Source organism: Mesorhizobium sp. USDA 4413 (assembly GCF_056280365.1).
Genome location: NZ_JBVPRP010000001.1, coordinates 1103489 through 1123380 on the forward strand (window position 1 = coordinate 1103489; position 19892 = coordinate 1123380).

The window sequence follows — 19892 nt, forward strand, 5'->3', positions numbered from 1 at the left end:
GAATGGAAGGGCAGGAGATGAGCACGATCCGCGAGGCTGGCGCAGGCGCGTCCAAGGTGATGCCGCTGCCGGCGCGCGCCGCCGCCAACACGCCGGTGCCGCTGGAACATGGCATTGCCCGCAACCCCGGCATGAAGCTCGATCTCGGCTTCCTGGAATCGGTGCGCAGCGTCAATCGCTCGGCGCTGGAGCGTCGCGTCGCGACGCTCACCAAGCGGCGCTCGATCAAGGCCGACAACCAGGCCGCCTGGCTCTTGCGTGCCATTGCCTGCATGGACCTCACCACGCTGAACTCCAACGACACCGACGAGCGCGTGCGCCGGCTCTGCGCCAAGGCGATCAACCCGTTGCGTCGCGATATCGTCGAGGGTCTCGGCATATCAGGCGAAACCATTCGCCCGGCGGCGGTCTGCGTCTATCATCCCTTCGTCGCCACCGCGGTCGACGCCCTGCGCGGCACCGGCATCCATGTCGCCGCCGTATCCACGGCTTTCCCGCACGGCCTTGCCCCGCTCTCGACTCGCCTGCAGGAGATCGAGGCCTCGGTGAAGGACGGCGCCGACGAGATCGACGTCGTCATTCCGCGCGGCCTGGTCTACGGCGCCAAATGGCGCGAGCTGTTCAACGAGATCGTCGCGATGCGGGCCGCCTGCGGCGACGCCCATCTCAAGGTCATCCTCGGCACCGGCGACCTTTCCACGCTGCGCAATGTCATGCTTGCCTCCATGGTGGCGATGATGGCCGGCGCCGATTTCATCAAGACCTCGACCGGCAAGGAAAGCGTCAACGCCACGCTGCCCGTCGGCCTCGCCATGGTGCGCGCCATCCGCGCCTATTTCGAGGAAACCGGCTATCTCATCGGCTTCAAGCCGGCCGGCGGCATTTCCACCGCCAAAGCCTCGCTCGATTGGCTGGTGCTGATGAAGGAAGAACTCGGCCGGCCCTGGCTGGAACCGGACCTGTTCCGCTTCGGCGCCTCTAGCCTGCTCACCGACATCGAACGCCAGCTCGAACATCATTTGACCGGTCACTATTCGGCCAACCACCGCCACGCGATGGCCTAGCACCCACCCTCCCCCCCTTGTGGGGAGGGCCGCCGCGGAGCGGCGGGATGGGGCCAAAAAACAAATCAACCTGTCAAATGCACCAATCCGCTAATCGTTTACCCCCACCCCGATCGGCTCTGCCGATCGACCCTCCCCACAAGGGGGAGGGTAAAGGAGGCGCCCCATGAATATCCTCGAACGCTATCACGCCATGGATTATGGCCCGGCGCCGGAAGCCCGCAACGAGGCCGATGCCTGGCTCGCGGGACGCGACTTCTCAAAAGCGCTGTTCATCGACGGCGCCTGGAAGGCAGCCGCCGGCGGCAGGACCTTCGACACCAGCGAGCCTTCCTCCGGCAAGCTGCTTGCCAAGGTCTCGGATGCGGGCGCCGCCGACATCGACGCCGCGGTCGCGGCGGCGGCCAAGGCGCTGCCGAAATGGAGCGCCAGCTCGGGCTATGCCAGAGCGAAAGTGCTCTACGCCGTCGGCCGCGCCATGCAGCGCCACCAGCGTCTGTTCGCGGTGCTGGAATCGATCGACAACGGCAAGCCGATCCGCGAGAGCCGCGATATCGACGTGCCGCTGGCGATCCGCCACTTCATCCATCATGCCGGCTGGGCGCAGACGCTGGAGAAAGACTTTCCCGACCACAAGCCGGTCGGCGTCGTCGGCCAGGTCATCCCGTGGAATTTCCCGCTGCTGATGCTGGCCTGGAAGATCGCGCCGGCTTTGGCCGCCGGCTGCACGGTGGTGCTGAAGCCTGCCGAATTCACGCCCCTCACCGCCATTCTGTTCGCCGAGATCTGCGAGCGCGCGGGCGTGCCGAAAGGCGTCGTCAACATCGTCCAGGGCGGGCCTGAGGCGGGTGCTGCCATCGTCAACCATCCTGGCGTCCAGAAGATCGCCTTCACCGGCTCCTCCGAAGTCGGCAAGATCATCCGCAAGGCGACGGCCGGTTCAGGGAAAAAACTGTCGCTGGAGCTCGGTGGCAAGTCGGCCTTCATTGTCTTCGAGGATGCCGACCTCGACAGCGCCGTCGAAGGGCTGGTCGACGGCATCTGGTTCAACCAGGGCCAGGTTTGCTGCGCCGGCTCGCGCCTGCTTGTGCAGGAGGGTGTAGCGGAGGCCTTCATCGCCAAGGTCAAGGTCAGGATGAGCCGGCTGCGCGTCGGCAGCCCGCTCGACAAGAACACGGATATCGGCCCGCTGGTCGATCGCACCCAGCTCGATCGCGTCAGAGGCCTGATCGCCGAGGGGGCGAAGCAGGGCGCGGTGTGCTGGCAGCCGGACGCTGCCGTGCCGACGACAGGGTATTATCATCTGCCGACGCTGGCGACAGGTGTTTCGCCGGCTAATATTCTGGCGCAGGAGGAGGTGTTCGGACCGGTGCTGGCGACCATGAGCTTCCGCAACACCGAGGAAGCGATCGAACTTGCCAACAACACGCGCTACGGCCTTGCTGCCTCGGTGTGGAGCGAGAACGTCAACCTTGCCTTGCACGTTGCTCCGCAACTGAAAGCAGGCGTCGTTTGGGTCAACGGCACCAACATGTTCGACGCCGCCTGCGGCTTCGGCGGCTATCGCGAAAGCGGCTTTGGCCGCGAGGGCGGCCACGAAGGCATGTTCGAGTATCTGGCGGCGAAGCTGCCGGCCGGGCTTGTCGTCAAGCCGGCCGCAGCCGGCTCGGCCCAGCCGGTCGAGCAGGCCGACGGCACGCCGATCGACCGCACGGCAAAGCTGTTCATCGGCGGCAAGCAGGTGCGGCCGGACGGCAACTATTCGCTTGCCGTCGCCACTGCCAAAGGGAAGCTTGCCGGCGAGGTTGGCCTCGGTAACCGCAAGGACATCCGCGACGCCGTCGCCGCTGCACGCGCCTGCAAGGCTTGGCCGGATGCGACCGCCTATAACCGCAGCCAGGTGCTCTATTATTTCGCCGAGAACCTGTCGGGCCGCGCCGACGAGTTCGCCGCGCGCCTCGTGCAACTCACCGGCGTCACCGCCAAGGCCGCTCGCGAAGAGGTCGAGCAGTCGATCGAGCGGCTGTTCCTCTATGCCGGCCTCACCGATAAATTCGAGGGCCGCGTCCATCAGCCGCCGGCCCGCGTCGTGACGCTTGCGCTGCATGAACCGGTCGGCGTCGTCGGCATCGTCGCGCCGGACAACCAGCCGCTGCTCAACTTCATCTCGCTGGTGGCGCCGGCGCTCGCAATGGGTAACACCGTGGTCGCTGTCCCTTCCGAGCGGCATCCGCTCTTGGCCACCGATCTCTATCAGGTGATCGAGTATTCCGACGTGCCTGCCGGCGCCATCAACATCGTCACCGGCCGCAGCGCCGAACTCGCCGGCGTGCTGGCCAAGCATGACGATGTCGACGGGCTCTGGGTGTTCGCCGATGCCGACACCTGCGCTAAAGCAGAGGCCGATTCCGTCGGCAATCTCAAGCGCGTCTGGACCGGCAATGGCCGCACGCTCGACTGGGGCTCGAACGAGGCCGGCGGCGAGCCCTTCCTGCGCCGCGCCATCGAGGTCAAGAACGTCTGGGTGCCCTATGGCGACTGAGGCATCCCGCTGAGGCAGATTGCGGGCGGAGTCCTCCGGCCGCTGTCGCGATGGTGATTGCGTTCCGGCTTGACGCTCGCTCACGTGTTCTTTAACCAGAAAAAACATCTTTACATGTGAAGCGGAAGCTGACTGCACGATGCCGGCTGTCTGGCACACGACGCCTGGCCGGCCGTCGAGTAGAGGCGGACGCTCCAGGCAGGCGAGGAGAAAAACATGGCGGAGCTGACAGGCAAGGTGGTCGTCGTTACCGCGGCGGCGCAAGGCATCGGCCGGGCGAGCGCGCTGGCTTTCGCCAAGGCGGGCGCCATCGTTCATGCCACCGATATCAATGAGCCGTTGCTGGCGGAGCTCGGCAAGACGGCCGGCATCAAGACCCGCAAGCTCGACGTGCTGAACGACGCGGCCGTCGCTTCCGCCTTCACCGAAATCGGGCGCGTCGATGTCCTGTTCAACTGCGCCGGCTTCGTCCATGGCGGTTCGATCCTCGAGATGAAGGACGAGGATCTGGACTTCGCGATCAATCTCAATGTCCGTTCGATGATCCGCACCATCCGCGCCGTGCTGCCGGGCATGCTGGAACGCGGCGACGGCTCGATCATCAACATGGCCTCGCTGGCAAGCTCGCAGAAGGGCGTGCCGAACCGCTTCGTCTACGGCCTGACCAAGGCGGCCGTGGTTGGCTTGACCAAAGCGGTCGCCGCCGATTTTGTCGCCAAGGGCATTCGCTGCAACGCCATCTGCCCGGGCACGGTCGAAAGCCCGTCGCTGCAGGACCGCATGCATGCGCAGGGCGACTATGAGGCAGCCCGCGCGGCCTTCATCGCCCGCCAGCCCATGGGCAGGCTCGGCACGCCGGAAGAAATCGCCGATCTCGCCGTCTACCTTGCCGGCGCCACCTACACGTCGGGGCAGGCCTATAATATCGACGGCGGCTGGTCGATCTGACGAAAGGCTCGGATATCGGCGGGGCGGTCGGATCGAAGCGTCTGAAAATCTCGACGATTTGGTCGGCATGGCAGCAAGGCTTGCTTGCCGCCGGTGTGGTCGGCGACTAGGGTCCGCTGGCTTTAACGGGAATTTGCAAAACCGGCCCTTGGCCGCAAGGTGGAGAAAGTTGAGATGAAGTTGTTGCGCTATGGCGAAGCTGGCAGCGAGAAGCCGGGCCTGCTTGATGCGGATGGGAACATCCGTGACCTTTCCGCTCATGTCGCCGACATCGCCGGCACGGCGCTTCATCCGGCCTCGCTGGAGATGCTCTCCAGGCTCGATCCGAAGTCGCTGCCGGTGGTCTCCGGCAAGCCGCGCCTGGGCGCCTGCGTCGCCGGCACTGGCAAGTTCATCTGCATCGGCCTGAACTATTCCGACCACGCCGCCGAGACCGGCGCCACCGTGCCGCCGGAGCCGATCATCTTCATGAAGGCAAGCTCCGCGATCGTCGGGCCCGATGACGACGTGCTGATCCCGCGCGGCTCGGTCAAGACCGACTGGGAAGTCGAGCTCGGTGTGATCATCGGCAAGACGGCGAAATACGTCTCGGAGGACGACGCGCTGGATTATGTTGCGGGCTATTGCGTCGCGCATGACGTGTCGGAGCGCGCCTTCCAGGCCGAGCGCCAGGGCCAGTGGACCAAGGGCAAGTCCTGCGACACGTTCGGCCCGACCGGCCCGTGGCTGGTCACCAAGGACGAGGTCGCCGACCCGCAGAACCTCAAGATGTGGCTGACCGTCAACGGCAAGACCATGCAGAATGGCTCGACCAAGACGATGGTCTATGGCGTGAAGTATCTGGTCTCCTATCTCAGCCAGTTCATGTCGCTGCATCCCGGCGACATCATCTCCACCGGCACCCCGCCCGGCGTCGGCCTCGGCATGAAGCCGCCGGTGTTCCTGAAGGCCGGAGACGTCGTCGAGCTCGGTATCGAAGGATTGGGCCAGCAGAAGCAGACGTTCAAGGCGGACGAGTAGCGCAGACTTCTCCGTTCTCTCCTTTTGGTATTCCGGAAGGAGAGAAGGCGGTTTCGCGCCCTTCCTCTCCCCCGTCGATCGGGGGAGAGGTGTCGAGCGAAGCTCGACGGAGTGGGGGTCGACCTGGCTCGGCCACGGTTATTTCAAGCTGAGCAACGATCAAGGCTCTGTGGTGAGTCGTCAGCGGCGGTGCATTTGAGGACTGCCTTCCCCCACTCCGTCGCCGCTTCGCGGCGCCACCTCTCCCCCCTCCGGAGGGAGAGGAAAGAAGCGCCGCCTACTTCAGCACCTTCCCATCCGCCCCGAACCTGTATGTCTTTGCCGCATCCGGCGTCGCGTAGAGCGTTGCGCCCGGCTCGGCATTGTAGACGCCGAAGATGCGCACGGTGATCAGTCCGGCCTTCTCGCAGTCGAGATAGAGGTTGGTATCAGCGCCGAGATGCTCGGCATGCACCACCGTGCCTTTCCACGGGCCGGATTTCGCGTCGACCGTCAGATGCTCCGGCCGCACGCCGATGGTCTTGGCCGTCTCGCCCAGCCGCGCGCCGTCGATGAAGTTCATCTTCGGCGAGCCGATGAAGCCGGCGACGAACTCGTTGGCCGGCGCATTGTAGAGTTCCATAGGGCTGCCGATCTGCTCGATCCGCCCGGCATTCAGCACCACGATCTTGTCGGCCAGCGTCATCGCCTCGACCTGGTCGTGCGTGACATAGATCATCGTCGCTTTCAGCCGCCGGTGCAATTGCGCGATTTCGAGCCTCGTGTTGACCCGCAATGCCGCGTCGAGATTCGACAGCGGCTCGTCGAAGAGAAAAAGCTTCGGCTCGCGCACCACGGCGCGGCCGATGGCGACGCGTTGGCGCTGGCCGCCCGACAGTTCTGCCGGCCGGCGTTCGAGATAGGGCTCGAGCGACAGCATGGCGGACGCGATCTTGATGCGGCGCTCGATTTCGGCCGCCGGCGTGGCGGCCTGCTTGAGGCCCAGCGCCATGTTGTTCTTCACCGTCAGATGCGGGTAGAGCGCATAGGTCTGGAATACCATGGCGATGCCGCGTTTCGCCGGCGGCGTGACCGAGACGTCCGCGCCGTCGATCAGCACGCGGCCGGAGGTCGAGTCCTCCAGCCCGGCGATCACGCGCAGCAGCGTCGATTTTCCGCAGCCGGACGGGCCGACGAAGACGACGAACTCGCCATCAGTCACTTCGAGGTCGATGCCCTTCAGCACCTCGACCGGCCCGAAAGCCTTCTTCACATTCTCGATCTTCAGCGAGCCCACGGATTCGTTCCTGTTCTAGAGTTTGACGGCCTTGCCGCTGCGCACGCTCTCGTCGGCGGCGAGGCAGACGGCGAGCGACTTCACGGCATCGTCCATGTGGCGGGTTAGGTCGATATCTTCGCGGATGGCCTTGAGCAGGAAGGCCTGCTCGAGGTCGCAGAGCTCCTGGTGGCCCGGCTCGCCCTCCATCGACAGCAACTGGTCTTGCCTGGTGAATTTGCCGTCCGGTCCGGTCGCGGCACTGTGCAGCCGGATGGTCGAGGTCTTGGTATGGGTGTCGATGTCGTCGGACTTCACACCCTCCTTCATGACGATCGATACGCAGCCCTTGGGCGACATCACGTCCTTCACGAAGAAGGCCGTCTCCGAGATCATCGGCCCCCAGCCGGCTTCGTACCAGCCGACCGAGCCGTCCTCGAACAGCACCTGGAGATGGCCGTAATTGTACATGGAGGGCGCCACCTCGTCGGAGAGTCGCACGCCCATGCCGCGCACCTCGACCGGTCTCGCATCGGTGATCTGCAGCATCACGTCGAGATAATGCACGCCGCAGTCGACGATCGGCGATGTCGTCTGCATCAGCTGCTTGTGCGTCTCCCAGGTGTGGCCGGAGGATTGCTGGTTGAGGTTCATGCGGAAGACATACGGGCCGCCGAGCTTGCGCGCCTCGGCGATCAGCCGCACCCAGGACGGGTGGTGGCGCAGGATATAGCCGATCACCAGCTTCCTGCCGTTGGCCTTGGCGGCGTCGACCACGCGTCTGGCGTCGGCAACTGTCGTCGCCAGCGGTTTTTCGACGAAGACATGGCATCCCGCCTCGAAAGCCCGCACCGCATAGTCGGCATGGCTGTCGGAATAGGTGGCGATCGCTGCCACATCCGGCTTTTCGTCGCGCAGCGCCTCCTCGAAGGAGCGGCGGATAGCATAGCCGGCAAGCCCGTCCGGCAGCGGCACGTCGGAGCGGTTGACGAGCGCGGCGACCTCGAAGCCCGGATTGGTATGATAGGCGAGCGCATGGCTGCGGCCCATATTGCCGAGCCCGGCAACGATGACGCGGAGAGGTGTTTGCGAACTCATTTCACGGCTCCCGACGTGATGCCGCGGATCAACTGCCGCGAGAAGATGACATAGAGGATGAGCACCGGCAGGATCGCCAGCGAGAGCGCCGCCAGGATCGCATTCCAGTTGGTGACGAACTGGCCGAGGAAGAGCTGCGCGCCGAGCGTCACCGTCTTGGTCTCTTCCGAGGGCGCCAGGATCAGCGGGAACCACAGATCGTTCCAGATTGGGATCATGGTGAAGACGGCGACCGTCGCCATCGCCGGCCGCACCAGCGGCAGCACCAGGCGGAAGAAGATCGTGTATTCCGAGAGCCCGTCGATGCGTCCCGCATTCTTCAAATCGTCGGACACCTGCTTCATGAATTCCGACAGGATGAAGATCGCCAGCGGCAGGCCTTGCGCGGTGTAGACCAGGATCAGCGCCGCCAGCGTGTTGACCAGCCCCGTCGCCACCATCAACTGCAGGATGGCGACGGTGCCGAGGCGGATCGGGATCATGATGCCGAGCGCGAGGTAAAGCCCCATCAGCGCGTTGCCGCGGAAACGGTATTCCGACAGCGCAAAGGCCGCCATCGCCCCGAACAACAGCACGAAGAACAGCGAAAGCACGGTGACGATCAGGCTGTTCTGGAAATAGTGCAGGAAATCGCCCTGGCCGAACACGGTGGTATAGCCGATCAGGTCAAAGGTCTTCGGCGTCGGCGGCGTCAGCGGCGCGCCGAAGATGCCCGCGCGCGACTTGAACGAATTCATCACCACCAGGACCACCGGAAACAGCGCGATCACCGTGTAGGTGATAAGGATCGCATGCGCGCCGATGGTGCGGGGAAGCGAACGGGTAGCAAGGCTCATGGCGCGCCTCAGAACTGGTAGCGACGCAGGCGCGTCTGCACGAGGAACAGATAGACGCAGACACCAGCGAGGATGATCAGGAACATGATCGTGGCGATCGCGGCGCCCATATTGGGATCGCCGACCTGCAGCTGGAAGCCGAAAAAGGCGCGGTAAAGGAAGGTGCCGAGGATGTCGGTCGAATAGTTCGGCCCGGCGAGCGCGCCTTGCGCGGTGTAGATCAGGTCGAAGGCGTTGAAATTGCCGACGAAGGTCAGGATCGAGATGATGCCGATCGAAGGCAGGATCAGCGGCAGCTTGATCTTCCAGAACTGCGCCATGCCGGTGACGCCGTCGCATTCGGCCGCCTCGATCACCTCGTCGGGGATGGACAGAAGTGCCGCATAGATCAGCATCATCGGGATGCCGACGAATTGCCAGACCGAGACCAGGCTGAGCGCGGTGAGCGCATATTGCTCCTTGCCGAGCCACGGCGTGAAGAAGCTCTTCAGGCCGACGAAATCCATCAGATGCGGCGCCACGCCCCAGATTGGGGACAGGATCAGCTTCCAGGCGAAGCCGACAATGACGAAGGACAGGATCGTCGGCACGAAGATCGCCGTGCGGTAGAAGGCGGTGAAGCGCAGCCTCGGACTGGAAAGAAGCGCCGCGAGCAGGATGCCGATCGGGTTCTGCACCAGCATATGGATAATGAAGAACCAAACATTGTTCCTCAGCGCATTCCAGAAATTCACCGACCAGTTCGGATCACCGAACAGCGTGCGGAAATTGCTGAAGCCGACGAAGACCTGGGACTGCTCGATGTTGCGGAACATGGAGAGCTGGAGGGTGCCGAACAGCGGCAGGATCATGAAGGCCGTGTAGACCAGCACCGCCGGCGCCAGGAAGACGCCGACATGCCAGCGGATCGATCTTTTCGCCCGCGTTTCTGCAGCCATAGTTTCGGTAGCCATGAGTTCGGTTCCCCGCCGTCTCTGGGTTCCAGTTCAGGTGATGCTAGCTGATGCCTCGATGCACGGCCCGGCTGTCCCCTTCGGGGGAAGACAAGGCCAGCGACAGATCGGCTCCGTCTTCCCCGCGCGATCGAGGGTAAGACCGGGAGGCTGCGCCGACAATCGCTATCTGGAACTCGGTCGATGCCGGCCGGGCGCCTGCCCGGCCGGCATCGCTCTTTGATGCTCTTACTTCGCCGGCTTGTACCAGCCGTCGAGGCCGTCCTGCAGCTTCTTGGCCGCGGCCTCCGGCGTATCGGTGCCGTTGATCACATTGGCCGATTCAACCCAGGTCTCGTTCTCGAGGTTCGGCGTGCCGCGCGACAGGATCTGGTAGGTCGAGCGGATGGTCGACTTGCACTTGCCGCGCCAGGAGACGAATTCCTGCGCCAGCGGGTCTTCCATCTTCACCGGCGTCGAGTTCAGGCTGAAAAAGCCGGGCAGCGCATTGGCATAGATGGTGGCGAAGTCGGGCGAGGCGACCCATTCCAGGAACTTCTTGGCTTCCTCCGAGTGCTTCGAGGCCGCATTCAGGCCCATGCCGATGTCGGTATGGTCGGAGATGTAGCAGGTGTCGCCGGCCTTCTCGACCGGCGGCGGGAATGCGCCCATCTTGAACTGGGCCTGGGTGTTGAACAGCGCGATTTCCCACGATCCGGCCGGATAGATGGCGGCGCGGCCGAGCGTGAACAGGTTCTGGCTGTCCGGATAGGTCTGCGCCTCGAAGCCGTCGCCGAGATAGGGCTTCCACTTGGCCAGCTCCTCAAAGGGCGCGACCCAGTCCTTGTCGGTCAGCTTCTGCTCGCCCTTGATTAGCGCCAGGCGGCCTTCCTCGCCTTTCCAGTAGTTCGGGCCGATATTCTGGTAGCCCATGGTCGCGGCTTCCCAGAGATCCTTGGTGCCCATCGCCATAGGAATATAGGTGCCGTCGGCCTTGATCTTGTCGAGCGCCGCGAAGAACTCGTCGCGGGTCTGCGGCACCTTGATGCCGAGCTTGTCGAAGGCGTCCTTGTTGTAGATGAAGCCGTGGATCACCGAAGCCATCGGCACGCAGAAGCTCGTTTTGCCGTCGTCGGTCTGCCAGGCGGCCTTGGCGACGGGCGAGAAGTTCTCCATGCCGGGCAGCGAGCTGATATCGGCAAGGTTACCCTTCTTGAACAGTTCGAGCGACTTGTCGAAGGGGCGGCAGGTGATCAGGTCGCCGGCCGATCCGGCGGCAAGCTTGGCGCCCAGCGCCGCATCATACTCCGTCGGGGCCGAAGGCGCGAACACCACCTTGATGCCGGGGTTCTTGGCTTCGAAGGCCGGGATCAGCTTGTCCTTCCAGATGGTCAGGTCGTCGCCGCGCCAGCTTTCGATGTTGAGCGTCACGTCCTCGGCCAGCGCCATCCCGGTGGTGCCGAGGATGCTTGTGCCGAGCAGAAGGGCCGTCAGTAGTTTGGTCTTCATCTTCAGTCTCCCTGTTGACCTTTTTCAGGTTCGGTTCTGATGAGAACAGGAGCTCAGCGCCCCTTGCTCCCCTCGATCGCGGAAAGCGCCGGCCGAAGCTTCTGGCCGGTTCCTTCCAGTATCTTCTCGGCCGCATCGGTGCTGGCAGCACCCGCGGCGAGCAGAATGGCGGTTTTGACGACGCCGCCGCTTTCCTCGAGCAGGCGCGCGGCGTCGTCGCGGTCCTTGCCGCTGATGGCGGCAACCATGCGCACGGCGCGGTCGCGCAGCTTGATGTTGTCGGCGGTGAGATTGACCATGTAGCCGTCATGGACATGGCCGAGATGGATCGCGGTCAGCGTCGACAGCATGTTGAGCGCGATCTTCTGCGCGGTGCCCGCGCCCATGCGCGTCGAGCCGGCGATCAATTCGGGCGGGGTTTCGAGCAAAATGGCGACGTTGGCCTGTTTGAACAGCGCCGCGCCCGGGTTGTTGGCGATCGCGATGGTCGCCGCGCCGCGGCCGCGCGCATCCTGGAGCGCCTGAAGCGCATAGGGGGTCGAGCCGCTGGCGGAAATAGCGATCAGGCAATCGCCCTTGCCGATGGCGGCCGCGGCGACCGCCGCCGACGCTTCTTCGGTGTCGTCCTCCGGCCCACCGGCCAGCGTGCGGAAGGCCTCGTCGCCGCCGGCGATCAGGATGGCGATGCGATCACGCGCGATGCCGAACGTGCCGGGCAGTTCCAGCGCGTCGGCCACCGCCATCAGGCCGGAGCTGCCGGCCGCCGCATAGGCGAGCCTGCCGCCGCTCTTCAACTGCTTCGCAATGAGCTCGGCCGCGGCGGCGATCGCTGGAATGGCGCCGTGCACAGCCTTGGCGGCCTCGATCTGGGCATTGGCCAGGAACGCCAGGATGGCTTCCGGGGCCTGGACATCCAGTCCCTCAGCATTCTGGTGGAGCGCTTCCGTGCGCGTCTCGGCCATGCATTTTCCTCCAACTGAGCGAACAATACCAAAAAAATACCACTTGTCCACACGCATTAACGAATTTCGAGTCGGAGAACTCGCTTGCCGGCAAATTGGCATGAGTTTTCAACAAAATACGGCTTAATCTTTTTTGAACCGAAATTAACTCTTGGCTATTGGTATTTTATTGGTATTATCCCGGCTTGAGGAGAAATCGTGTGAAATTCGTGCTTGGCATCGATGGCGGCGGCACCAGCTGCAGGGCGGCCCTTGCGACCGTCGAGGGCGCTGTCGTCGGCCGCGCCAAGAGCGGCGCCGCCAACATCCGCACCGACCTCACCGGCGCCCGCGCCAACATTGTCGAGGCGGCCAGGCAGGCTTTCCTTGCCGCCGGTGCCGATCCGGAACTGATTCCCCAAACGCCTGCCATTCTCGGCCTCGCCGGCGCCAATGTCGGCACCTACCGGCAGCAGCTCGAGGCAATCCTGCCCTTCAGCCGGAGTCGCGTCGAAACCGATGCCGAGATCGCGCTCGAGGGCGCGGTCGGCTCCGGTGACGGCGCCATGGCGATTCTGGGCACCGGCACCGCCTATATGGCGCGTAAAGAGGGCAAGTCGCGCGCCATCGGCGGCTGGGGTTTCCAGGTCGGCGACCAGGGCAGCGGCGCCCGCATCGGCCGCGACCTGCTGGAACAGACCCTGCTTGCCTATGACGGCATCCGCCCGGGCTCGCCCCTGACCGACGCGATGCTCGCCGTCTTCCGCAACAATCCCGAGGACGTGGTCGAATTCACCACCAACGCCAAGCCCGGCGATTTCGGCGGCTTCGCGCCAAAAGTCTTCGAGCATGCCGAAAAGGGCGATCTCGTCGCCAACTTCATCCTCGATAAGGCGGTGGCCGATGTCGAGGCTTCGCTTGGCGCGCTCGATCTTTCCGACGACGCGCCGCTCTGCCTGCTTGGCGGCCTGGCGCCGCTTTACGCGCCGCGCCTGTCGACGCGCCATCAGTCGTTGCTCAAAGCCCCGCTCGATGACGCGCTCGGCGGCGCCGTGCAAATGGCCCTGCGCCTCTTTGCCGGCAAATCAGAGGCCGCCCGATGAGCGCCGCCGACCAGATCTTCGCCATGCTGAGGGAGTCATCGCAGAGCGGCGCGCCGCTTTATCTGCAGCTCAGGCGCAGCATCGAGGAAGCGGTCAATCGCGGCCTGATCGGCCCCGGCGACGCGCTGCCCTCCGAGCGCGACATCGCCAGCAAGGCCGATATCTCGCGCGTCACCGTGCGCAAGGCGGTGCAGGACCTGGTCAAGGGCGGCATCCTCGTCCAGCGCCATGGCTCGGGCACTTTCGTCGCGCCGCGCATGGAGCGCGTCGAGCAATCCCTGTCGCGGCTCACCTCCTTCACCGAGGACATGGCGCGCCGCGGCATGACCGTGCGTTCGGTCTGGCTCGACCGCGGCCTCTATCCGCCGTCGCCGGACGAGATGATGGTGCTGGGCCTGTCCTCGACCGAGCTGGTGGCGCGCGTCGCGCGCCTGCGCATCGCCAACGACACGCCGCTGGCGATCGAGCGCGCCGCGCTCTCGGCCAGCGTCCTGCCCGATCCCGAAGCGATCGGCTCCTCGCTCTATGCGGCGCTGGGCATGACCGGCAATCGCCCGGTCCGCGCCGTGCAGCGCATCTCGGCCACCAATCTCGGCGATGCCGATGCGCGCCTCCTGGAGGTGCCGCCGGGGGTTGCCGGACTGCAGATCGAGCGCATTTCCTATCTGGCGAGCGGCAAGGTGATCGAGTTCACCCGCTCGGTCTACAGGGGCGATGCCTATGATTTCGTCGCGGAACTCCGGCTGACCGGGCCGGGAGAGGAGATCCGGCCATGAGCGCCAACACCACCCATATGCGGCGTGAGATCGACGAGATCCCGGAAGCCGCCGCCCGCCTTCTCGATGGCTCGGCCTCGGCGCTGGCCGAGGCGGGGCGCGGCCTGCGCGAGCGCGACCCGCATTTCGTCGTCACCGTGGCGCGCGGCTCGTCCGACCATGCCGCGACTTTCATGAAATATGCCGTCGAGCTGACGGCAGGCCTGGCGGTCGCCTCCGTTGGGCCATCGATCGCTTCGATCTATGGCGCCAGGTTGAAACTCCGAGGTTCGGCGTGTCTAGCGGTCTCGCAGTCGGGCAAGAGCCCGGACATCGTTGCCATGGCCGAAACCGCGCGGGCCGGCGGTGCGCTGACCGTCGCCATCACCAACACGGCGGACTCGCCGCTGGCGCGCGCTTCCGACTACGCCATCGACATACTGGCCGGGCCGGAACGTTCCGTCGCGGCCACCAAGACCTTCGTCAATTCGGCCGTCGCCGGTCTCGCGCTGATGGCGCATGCCACCGACGACCAGCCACTGCTCAAGGCGCTCGCCGGCCTGCCCGGCCATTTCGAGAAGGCGATCGCCTGCGACTGGATGCCGCTCGCTGCCGCGCTGGAAAATCCGCAATCGCTGTTCATCCTCGGCCGCGGCCCGTCCTTCGCGATCGCCAGCGAGGCGGCGCTGAAATTCAAAGAAACCTGCGCCATGCATGCCGAGGCCTACAGCGCCGCCGAGGTCATGCATGGGCCGCTGGCGCTGGTCGGGCCGGGTTTCCCGGTCCTGGCGCTTGCCGCCCGCGATGCGTCCGAACCCTCGCTCGCCGAGGCCGCCGATGGTTTGACGGCCAAGGGCGCCGCCGCCTTCATCACCTCCGACAAGGCGAAGGCCGCGAGGCTTCTTCCCCATGTCGCCACCGGCCATCCGCTGACCGATCCGCTGCCGCTGATCGTGTCCTTCTACGGCTTCGTCGAGGCCTTCGCCCGCCATCGCGGCCTTGACCCCGATACGCCGCGCAATTTGCGCAAGGTGACGGAAACCGTATGAGCGACCGGTTCGCACTCACCGGCGCCCGCATCTTCGACGGCGCCGACTGGCATGACACCGCCGCCCTTGTCGTCAATGGCGACGTGGTCGAGGCCATAGTACCCGCCGGCGCCATTCCCTCCGGCGTTCCGGCGGTCGAGACCGGCGGCGGCCTGCTTGTGCCGGGTTTCGTCGACATCCAGGTCAATGGCGGCGGCGGCGTCATGCTCAACGACCACCCCGATCTCGCCTCGATCGAGACCATCTGCAAGGCGCATGCGCCTTTCGGTACCACGGCGCTGCTGGTGACGCTGATCACCGACGCCCCGGCGATCACCGCCGCCGCGGTCGCCGCTGGCGCCGAAGCGGCCAGGGAGAAGGTGGCGGGCTTCCTCGGCCTGCATCTGGAAGGGCCGCATCTCGCCATAGCCCGCAAGGGCGCGCATGATCCGGCGCTGATCCGGCCGATGACGGACGCCGACCAGGCGGCGCTGATCGCGGCGCGCAGGGAGTTTCCCGTCCTGCTCACCACGGTCGCGCCGGAATCGGTAGAACCGGCCCGCGTCGCGGCGCTGGCCAAGGCCGGCGTGGTCGTCAGCCTGGGCCACAGCGATACCGACTACGCGACGGCCACCGCCTTCGCCGAAGCCGGCGCCACGGTCGTCACGCATCTCTTCAACGCCATGAGCCAGATCGGCAATCGTGAGCCGGGCCTGGCCGGTGCTGCGATCGACACCGGCGCTCTGTATGCCGGCATCATCGCCGACGGCATCCATGTCCATCCGGCGACGATGATCCTTGCACTGCGCGGCAAGCAGGGGCCGGGCAAGATCCTGCTGGTCACCGACGCCATGGCGACGATCGGCACTGACATGACCTCCTTCACGCTGAACGGCCGCACCATCTACCGCAAGGACGGGAGTCTGCGGCTTGCCGACGGCACGCTGGCCGGCGCCGATCTCGACATGATTTCCGCCGTGCGCTACGTCCATCGCGTCGTTGGACTGGAGCTCGACGAGGCGCTCCGCATGGCTTCGCTCTATCCGGCCGAGGCAATAGGCCAGTCGCACCGCCTCGGCCGTTTCGCCAACGGCACGGCCGCCGACATCGTTGGTCTGTCGGACGGCCTGGATGTGAAAAACGTCTGGATCGGCGGCGAGAAGGTGTTTGGAGCGTAGGCCTTCGCGATTTTCGTCATCCTTGGGCGTAGCGACGCGAAGCGCAGCGAAGACCCGAGAATCCATGCCGTGAGCTCTGCCGTGAGCGCAGCGGAGCAGAATCTACAACGTTAGCGATGCCTTAGCGTCACGGAATGGATCCTAGAGCGGTTCACCGTTTCACGGAAACGGTGAACCGCTCTATCTCTTTGTTTTTACGCAATTCCGGACGGAAAACCGCTCACACTTTTCCTGGAATTGCTCTAGGGTCTGCGCGTCGCTTCGCTCCTTGCTCCGCCCTAGGATGACGACACGATGTTCGTTTCGGCCAATCGCCGAGGGCCTTCGGCTCGATAATTGTCAGCCAGCTTTGCTGGCGTAGATATCTTTATACGCCTCGCGCAACACGTTCTTCTGCACCTTGCCCATCGTGTTGCGCGGCAATTCGTCGACGAAGATCACCTGCTTCGGATGCTTGTATTTCGCCAGTCGCTCGCCGATGGCCTGGGCTATGTCGGCGGCGCCGATCGACGATCCCGGGTTGCGCACCACCACCGCGGTGACGCCTTCGCCGAAATCGGGATGGGCGACGCCGATCACCGCGCTTTCGCTGACGCCGTCCAGCGCATCGATCTCGCTCTCGATCTCCTTCGGATAGACATTGTAGCCGCCCGAGATGATCAGGTCCTTGCCGCGCCCGACGATGTGCACATAGCCGTCGGGATCGATCAGCCCGAGGTCGCCGGTGATGAAGAAGCCGTCGTCGCGGAATTCGGCTTTGGTCTTCTCCGGCATGCGCCAATAGCCGGCAAAGACGTTCGGGCCCTTGACCTCGATCATGCCGATCTCGCCCTGGGGCAGCGGCCTGGCGGTCTCGGGATCGGTGATGCGCAGCGAGACGCCTGGCAAGGGGAAGCCGACCGTGCCGGCGCGCCGCTCGCCGTCATAGGGGTTGGACGTGTTCATGTTGGTCTCAGTCATGCCGTAGCGCTCGAGGATGGCGTGGCCGGTGCGCTCGCGCCAGGCCTTGTGCGTCTCGGCGAGCAGCGGCGCCGAGCCGGAGATGAAGACCCGGATCGTTTTCGCCGCCTCGCGTGTCAGGCCGTCCTGCTGCAACAGCCGCACATAGAAGGTCGGCACGCCCATCAAAGCCGTCGCGTGCGGCATCAGGGACAGGATGCGCACCGGATCGAATTTCTGCTCGAAGAACATTCTCGCGCCGGACATCAGGACGACGTTGGTGGCCACGAACAGGCCATGCGTGTGGAAGATCGGCAGCGCGTGGATCAGCACGTCGTCCGCGCCGAAACGCCACTGCTCCACCAGCACGCGCACGTTGGAGGCGAGGTTCTCGTGGCTGAGCATTGCGCCCTTGGAACGGCCGGTCGTGCCCGAAGTGTAGAGGATCGCCGCAAGATCGTTCGGCCCGCGCGCGACATCGCTGAAATCCGTCGTCTGCCGCGACGCCTGACCGGGGAGCGTTCCCTGCCCGTCGCGGCCGAGTGTGAGCACCGTGGCGCCGACCGATGCGGCAAGCGGTTCGACACCCGAAAGACGGTCCGGATCGCAAACGATCAGCCTCGGCTCCGCGTCGCGGAAGAAACAGTCGAGCTCGGGCAGCGTGTAGGCGGTGTTGAGCGGCAGGAAGACCGCGCCGGCGCGCAACGAAGCGAGATAGAGCAGCGCCGCCTCCGGGCTTTTCTCGACCTGGACCGCGACTCGGTCGCCCGGCTCGACGCCCGCCTGCGCCAGCGCATGCGCCAGCTGCGCCGACTTCGCCAGCATATCGCCATAGGTGATCGAACGGCCGTCATCCGTCTCCATCAGCAGCCGGTCGGGGGCCGGCATGCGGGAACGGAAGGCGCTGAAGAGATGATTGGTCATGAAATGTCCTCAAGGCGGACGAAGGCCGAATGGCGCATGCGTTGCGCTTGCCTGAGCGGATACCAGATTTGGCAGCCGGAGCAAAAATTGCGCGGCAGTTTCAGTAGTTATCTGCGGCGCGCCTTGCTGACGCCGGCCCTCGCATCATAGCCCTGGGCGAAGCGTTCCATGCACATCGCCGCGGTGAGCCGGTAATGGTTGAGAAGCGCCTCGACTGCGCCGTCGGCGTCGCCATCCAGCGTGCGCTCGGCGATGATGCGGTGCTCGCCAAGATCGTCGCGTCCCATCCCCGGCGCGTTTTGCGAGATCAGGCGGTAGCGCGAGGCTTGATCGGAAAGCTGATCGCAGAAGGCGATCAGCCACTTCGACCGGCATGCCGCGATCAATGCGCGATGAAAGGCGCGGTGCAGCTTTTCCCACTCCGGATTGTTGGTTGTCGGGTCATCCGGCAGCCGGCGCTCGGCGCGCGCAAGGCGGTGCAGGGCGAGCACCAGCTGCTCTTCCCACTCGGCGGTGCGGTGCGCAATGGATTCGCGCAGCGCCCGCTCCTCCAGCCAGCAGCGCGTGCGCGTCAATTCCTCCAGTTCCGCGGCGCTGACCGGCATCAGGAAGAAGCCGCGCTGGTCGTGACGGCCGAGCAGGCCCTCGGCGGCCAGCCGGTTGAGTGCCTCGCGTACCGGCGACGCGCCGGCGCCATAGCGGGAAACGACCCATTCGACCCGCAGTTTCGTCTCGGACTCCAGAGCGCCGCGCAGCAGGTCGTCGCGCAGTTGCTGGTAGACCGAGCTGGCAAGCGTGCTTTTGCCGCCCTTGCTTTCGCCCGGCTCGGTGTTTCCGTTTGTCAAACGAACTCCTGTTGCTTGCCCCTGGTGTGCCAGGGCCCCTCGGCGAAGCAATTTCCCGTAACTATATTATACAGCCGGGCAATGGCGCCTCAAGCGGAAGATGAGATATTCGACTTTAAGACAAGACGACGCGTTTATTCATTGAACAAAGTAGAATCTCGGCAAAAAGCCGATATTTCTGCACTGCTTCGCTTTATTGAACAGTCGTTCAATTCTCCCATGCGCTCTGCAACTTACGCGGGAGATCGGATCGGTACACGTTCAGCTTGCGGTCCTATCGGCAGCCGTGCGAATTGCTTCGATGTTTGCCCGATAGGCCTCGATGCTGCCGCCCTTGAAGACGGCGGCGCCCGCCACCAGCACATTGGCCCCGGCCGCGGTCACCAGCGGCGCCGTCTCGGCCGAGACGCCGCCGTCGATTTCGATATGGATCGGCCGGCTGCCGATCAGCGCCTTCACCCGCTTCACCTTGTCGACGATCGCCGGGATGAAGGCCTGCCCGCCGAAACCCGGATTGACCGTCATGATCAGGATAAGGTCGAGCCGGTCGAGCACATATTCGATCGCCGTTTCCGGCGTCGCCGGATTGAGCGAGACGCCGGCCTTCTTGCCCAGGCTCTTGATGGTCTGCAACGAGCGGTCGAGATGCGGCCCCGCCTCGGCGTGCACCGTCATGCCGTCGCAGCCGGCTTCGGCGAAGGCCGCCAGGTAAGGATCGGCCGGCGCGATCATCAGATGGCAATCGAAGAAGGCCTTGGTGCGGTTGCGGATCGCCTTGATCACCGGCGGGCCGAAGGTGATGTTAGGCACGAAATGGCCGTCCATCACGTCGAGGTGGATCCAGTCGGCGCCGGCCGCCGCGACGGCCTCGACCTCATCGCCCAGCTTCGAAAAGTCCGACGCCAGCACTGATGGCGCGATCAGGGTCTTCTTGCTCATCAAAGGCCTCTCCAGGCGTCCTCATCGGCGCGCTGC

General features: G+C 64.9%; 17 protein-coding genes. 8 read left to right on the forward strand and 9 right to left on the reverse strand.

Going from position 1 to position 19892, the window contains the following annotated elements; all coding sequences use genetic code 11:
* Positions 1 to 17 precede the first annotated feature (17 nt).
* The 4 genes from deoC (at position 18) to ACVMIM_RS05610 (ending at position 5574) form a co-directional block, all read left to right on the forward strand.
* Positions 18 to 1064, forward strand: coding sequence for a deoxyribose-phosphate aldolase (deoC, locus tag ACVMIM_RS05595; RefSeq protein ID WP_476110990.1), 1047 nt, complete (start codon positions 18 to 20; stop codon positions 1062 to 1064).
* A gap of 166 nt (positions 1065 to 1230) precedes the next feature.
* Complete coding sequence (locus tag ACVMIM_RS05600; RefSeq protein WP_476110992.1) at positions 1231 to 3606, forward strand: aldehyde dehydrogenase family protein; 2376 nt, start codon at positions 1231 to 1233, stop codon at positions 3604 to 3606.
* A 216-nt stretch (positions 3607 to 3822) separates the two neighbouring features.
* Positions 3823 to 4554: an SDR family oxidoreductase gene (locus ACVMIM_RS05605; protein WP_476110994.1), complete on the forward strand. Its 732-nt coding sequence runs from the start codon at positions 3823 to 3825 to the stop codon at positions 4552 to 4554.
* Between the two features lie 174 nt (positions 4555 to 4728).
* Positions 4729 to 5574 carry a fumarylacetoacetate hydrolase family protein gene (locus tag ACVMIM_RS05610; RefSeq protein WP_278051028.1) on the forward strand — a complete coding sequence of 282 codons (846 nt, stop codon included), beginning with the start codon at positions 4729 to 4731 and terminating at the stop codon, positions 5572 to 5574.
* 277 nt (positions 5575 to 5851) lie between these two features.
* Here the strand turns inward: ACVMIM_RS05610 and ACVMIM_RS05615 are convergent, their stop codons facing one another.
* The 6 genes from ACVMIM_RS05615 to ACVMIM_RS05640 form a co-directional block, all read right to left on the reverse strand.
* On the reverse strand, positions 5852 to 6850 hold the full coding sequence (locus ACVMIM_RS05615) for an ABC transporter ATP-binding protein (protein WP_476110995.1): 999 nt from the start codon (positions 6848 to 6850) through the stop codon (positions 5852 to 5854).
* A 15-nt stretch (positions 6851 to 6865) separates the two neighbouring features.
* Positions 6866 to 7927 (reverse strand): Gfo/Idh/MocA family protein, encoded by a 1062-nt coding sequence (locus ACVMIM_RS05620; protein ID WP_476110997.1) that lies wholly within the window; start codon positions 7925 to 7927, stop codon positions 6866 to 6868.
* Positions 7924 to 8763 carry a carbohydrate ABC transporter permease gene (locus tag ACVMIM_RS05625; protein ID WP_476110999.1) on the reverse strand — a complete coding sequence of 280 codons (840 nt, stop codon included), beginning with the start codon at positions 8761 to 8763 and terminating at the stop codon, positions 7924 to 7926. The genes ACVMIM_RS05620 and ACVMIM_RS05625 overlap by 4 nt, the downstream gene beginning before the upstream one ends.
* Positions 8764 to 8771: 8 nt before the next feature.
* Entirely contained in the window at positions 8772 to 9701 is a 930-nt protein-coding gene (locus ACVMIM_RS05630; protein WP_041000382.1) for a carbohydrate ABC transporter permease, read from the reverse strand.
* Between the two features lie 243 nt (positions 9702 to 9944).
* The gene (locus tag ACVMIM_RS05635) at positions 9945 to 11204 is read right to left on the reverse strand and encodes an ABC transporter substrate-binding protein (protein WP_476111001.1); all 1260 of its coding nucleotides are present in this window, start codon (positions 11202 to 11204) and stop codon (positions 9945 to 9947) included.
* 53 nt (positions 11205 to 11257) lie between these two features.
* Positions 11258 to 12166, reverse strand: coding sequence for an N-acetylmuramic acid 6-phosphate etherase (locus ACVMIM_RS05640; RefSeq protein ID WP_476111003.1), 909 nt, complete (start codon positions 12164 to 12166; stop codon positions 11258 to 11260).
* Positions 12167 to 12366: 200 nt separating this feature from the next.
* Here ACVMIM_RS05640 and ACVMIM_RS05645 point away from each other — a divergent pair, with 200 nt between their 5' ends.
* Genes ACVMIM_RS05645 through nagA form a run of 4 tightly spaced genes read left to right on the forward strand, consistent with a single transcriptional unit; the run spans position 12367 to position 16209 of the window.
* Positions 12367 to 13248 carry a glucosamine kinase nucleotide-binding domain-containing protein gene (locus tag ACVMIM_RS05645; protein ID WP_476111005.1) on the forward strand — a complete coding sequence of 294 codons (882 nt, stop codon included), beginning with the start codon at positions 12367 to 12369 and terminating at the stop codon, positions 13246 to 13248.
* Positions 13245 to 14024 (forward strand): GntR family transcriptional regulator, encoded by a 780-nt coding sequence (locus ACVMIM_RS05650; RefSeq protein WP_476111007.1) that lies wholly within the window; start codon positions 13245 to 13247, stop codon positions 14022 to 14024. The genes ACVMIM_RS05645 and ACVMIM_RS05650 overlap by 4 nt, the downstream gene beginning before the upstream one ends.
* Positions 14021 to 15052 carry an SIS domain-containing protein gene (locus ACVMIM_RS05655; protein ID WP_476111009.1) on the forward strand — a complete coding sequence of 344 codons (1032 nt, stop codon included), beginning with the start codon at positions 14021 to 14023 and terminating at the stop codon, positions 15050 to 15052. Before ACVMIM_RS05650 ends, ACVMIM_RS05655 begins: the two co-directional genes overlap by 4 nt.
* The gene (nagA, locus tag ACVMIM_RS05660; protein ID WP_476111011.1) at positions 15049 to 16209 is read left to right on the forward strand and encodes an N-acetylglucosamine-6-phosphate deacetylase; all 1161 of its coding nucleotides are present in this window, start codon (positions 15049 to 15051) and stop codon (positions 16207 to 16209) included. The genes ACVMIM_RS05655 and nagA overlap by 4 nt, the downstream gene beginning before the upstream one ends.
* Positions 16210 to 16548: 339 nt before the next feature.
* On the opposite strand, the gene ACVMIM_RS05665 is transcribed toward nagA, so the two are convergent.
* The 3 genes from ACVMIM_RS05665 to rpe all read right to left on the reverse strand — a co-directional run bounded on the left by ACVMIM_RS05665 (position 16549) and on the right by rpe (position 19856).
* Positions 16549 to 18072, reverse strand: a complete 1524-nt coding sequence (locus tag ACVMIM_RS05665) for a malonate--CoA ligase (protein ID WP_476111013.1) — start codon at positions 18070 to 18072, stop codon at positions 16549 to 16551.
* 107 nt (positions 18073 to 18179) lie between these two features.
* Positions 18180 to 18917, reverse strand: a complete 738-nt coding sequence (locus tag ACVMIM_RS05670; protein ID WP_476111015.1) for a GntR family transcriptional regulator — start codon at positions 18915 to 18917, stop codon at positions 18180 to 18182.
* Between the two features lie 261 nt (positions 18918 to 19178).
* Positions 19179 to 19856 (reverse strand): ribulose-phosphate 3-epimerase, encoded by a 678-nt coding sequence (gene rpe, locus ACVMIM_RS05675; protein WP_476111016.1) that lies wholly within the window; start codon positions 19854 to 19856, stop codon positions 19179 to 19181.
* Between the last annotated feature and the right edge of the window lie 36 nt (positions 19857 to 19892).

What these genes read in the sequence shown, in the direction of transcription:
- ACVMIM_RS05605 (WP_476110994.1), top strand. Translation starts at nt 3,823, where the DNA reads ATGGCGGAGCTGACAGGCAAGGTGGTCGTCGTTACCGCGGCGGCGCAA.
- ACVMIM_RS05620 (WP_476110997.1), bottom strand. Translation starts at nt 7,927, where the DNA reads ATGAGTTCGCAAACACCTCTCCGCGTCATCGTTGCCGGGCTCGGCAAT.
- ACVMIM_RS05635 (WP_476111001.1), bottom strand. Translation starts at nt 11,204, where the DNA reads ATGAAGACCAAACTACTGACGGCCCTTCTGCTCGGCACAAGCATCCTC.
- deoC (WP_476110990.1), top strand. Translation starts at nt 18, where the DNA reads ATGAGCACGATCCGCGAGGCTGGCGCAGGCGCGTCCAAGGTGATGCCG.
- ACVMIM_RS05665 (WP_476111013.1), bottom strand. Translation starts at nt 18,072, where the DNA reads ATGACCAATCATCTCTTCAGCGCCTTCCGTTCCCGCATGCCGGCCCCC.
- ACVMIM_RS05610 (WP_278051028.1), top strand. Translation starts at nt 4,729, where the DNA reads ATGAAGTTGTTGCGCTATGGCGAAGCTGGCAGCGAGAAGCCGGGCCTG.
- ACVMIM_RS05650 (WP_476111007.1), top strand. Translation starts at nt 13,245, where the DNA reads ATGAGCGCCGCCGACCAGATCTTCGCCATGCTGAGGGAGTCATCGCAG.
- ACVMIM_RS05655 (WP_476111009.1), top strand. Translation starts at nt 14,021, where the DNA reads ATGAGCGCCAACACCACCCATATGCGGCGTGAGATCGACGAGATCCCG.
- ACVMIM_RS05625 (WP_476110999.1), bottom strand. Translation starts at nt 8,763, where the DNA reads ATGAGCCTTGCTACCCGTTCGCTTCCCCGCACCATCGGCGCGCATGCG.
- ACVMIM_RS05630 (WP_041000382.1), bottom strand. Translation starts at nt 9,701, where the DNA reads ATGGCTGCAGAAACGCGGGCGAAAAGATCGATCCGCTGGCATGTCGGC.
- rpe (WP_476111016.1), bottom strand. Translation starts at nt 19,856, where the DNA reads ATGAGCAAGAAGACCCTGATCGCGCCATCAGTGCTGGCGTCGGACTTT.
- ACVMIM_RS05600 (WP_476110992.1), top strand. Translation starts at nt 1,231, where the DNA reads ATGAATATCCTCGAACGCTATCACGCCATGGATTATGGCCCGGCGCCG.
- ACVMIM_RS05640 (WP_476111003.1), bottom strand. Translation starts at nt 12,166, where the DNA reads ATGGCCGAGACGCGCACGGAAGCGCTCCACCAGAATGCTGAGGGACTG.
- nagA (WP_476111011.1), top strand. Translation starts at nt 15,049, where the DNA reads ATGAGCGACCGGTTCGCACTCACCGGCGCCCGCATCTTCGACGGCGCC.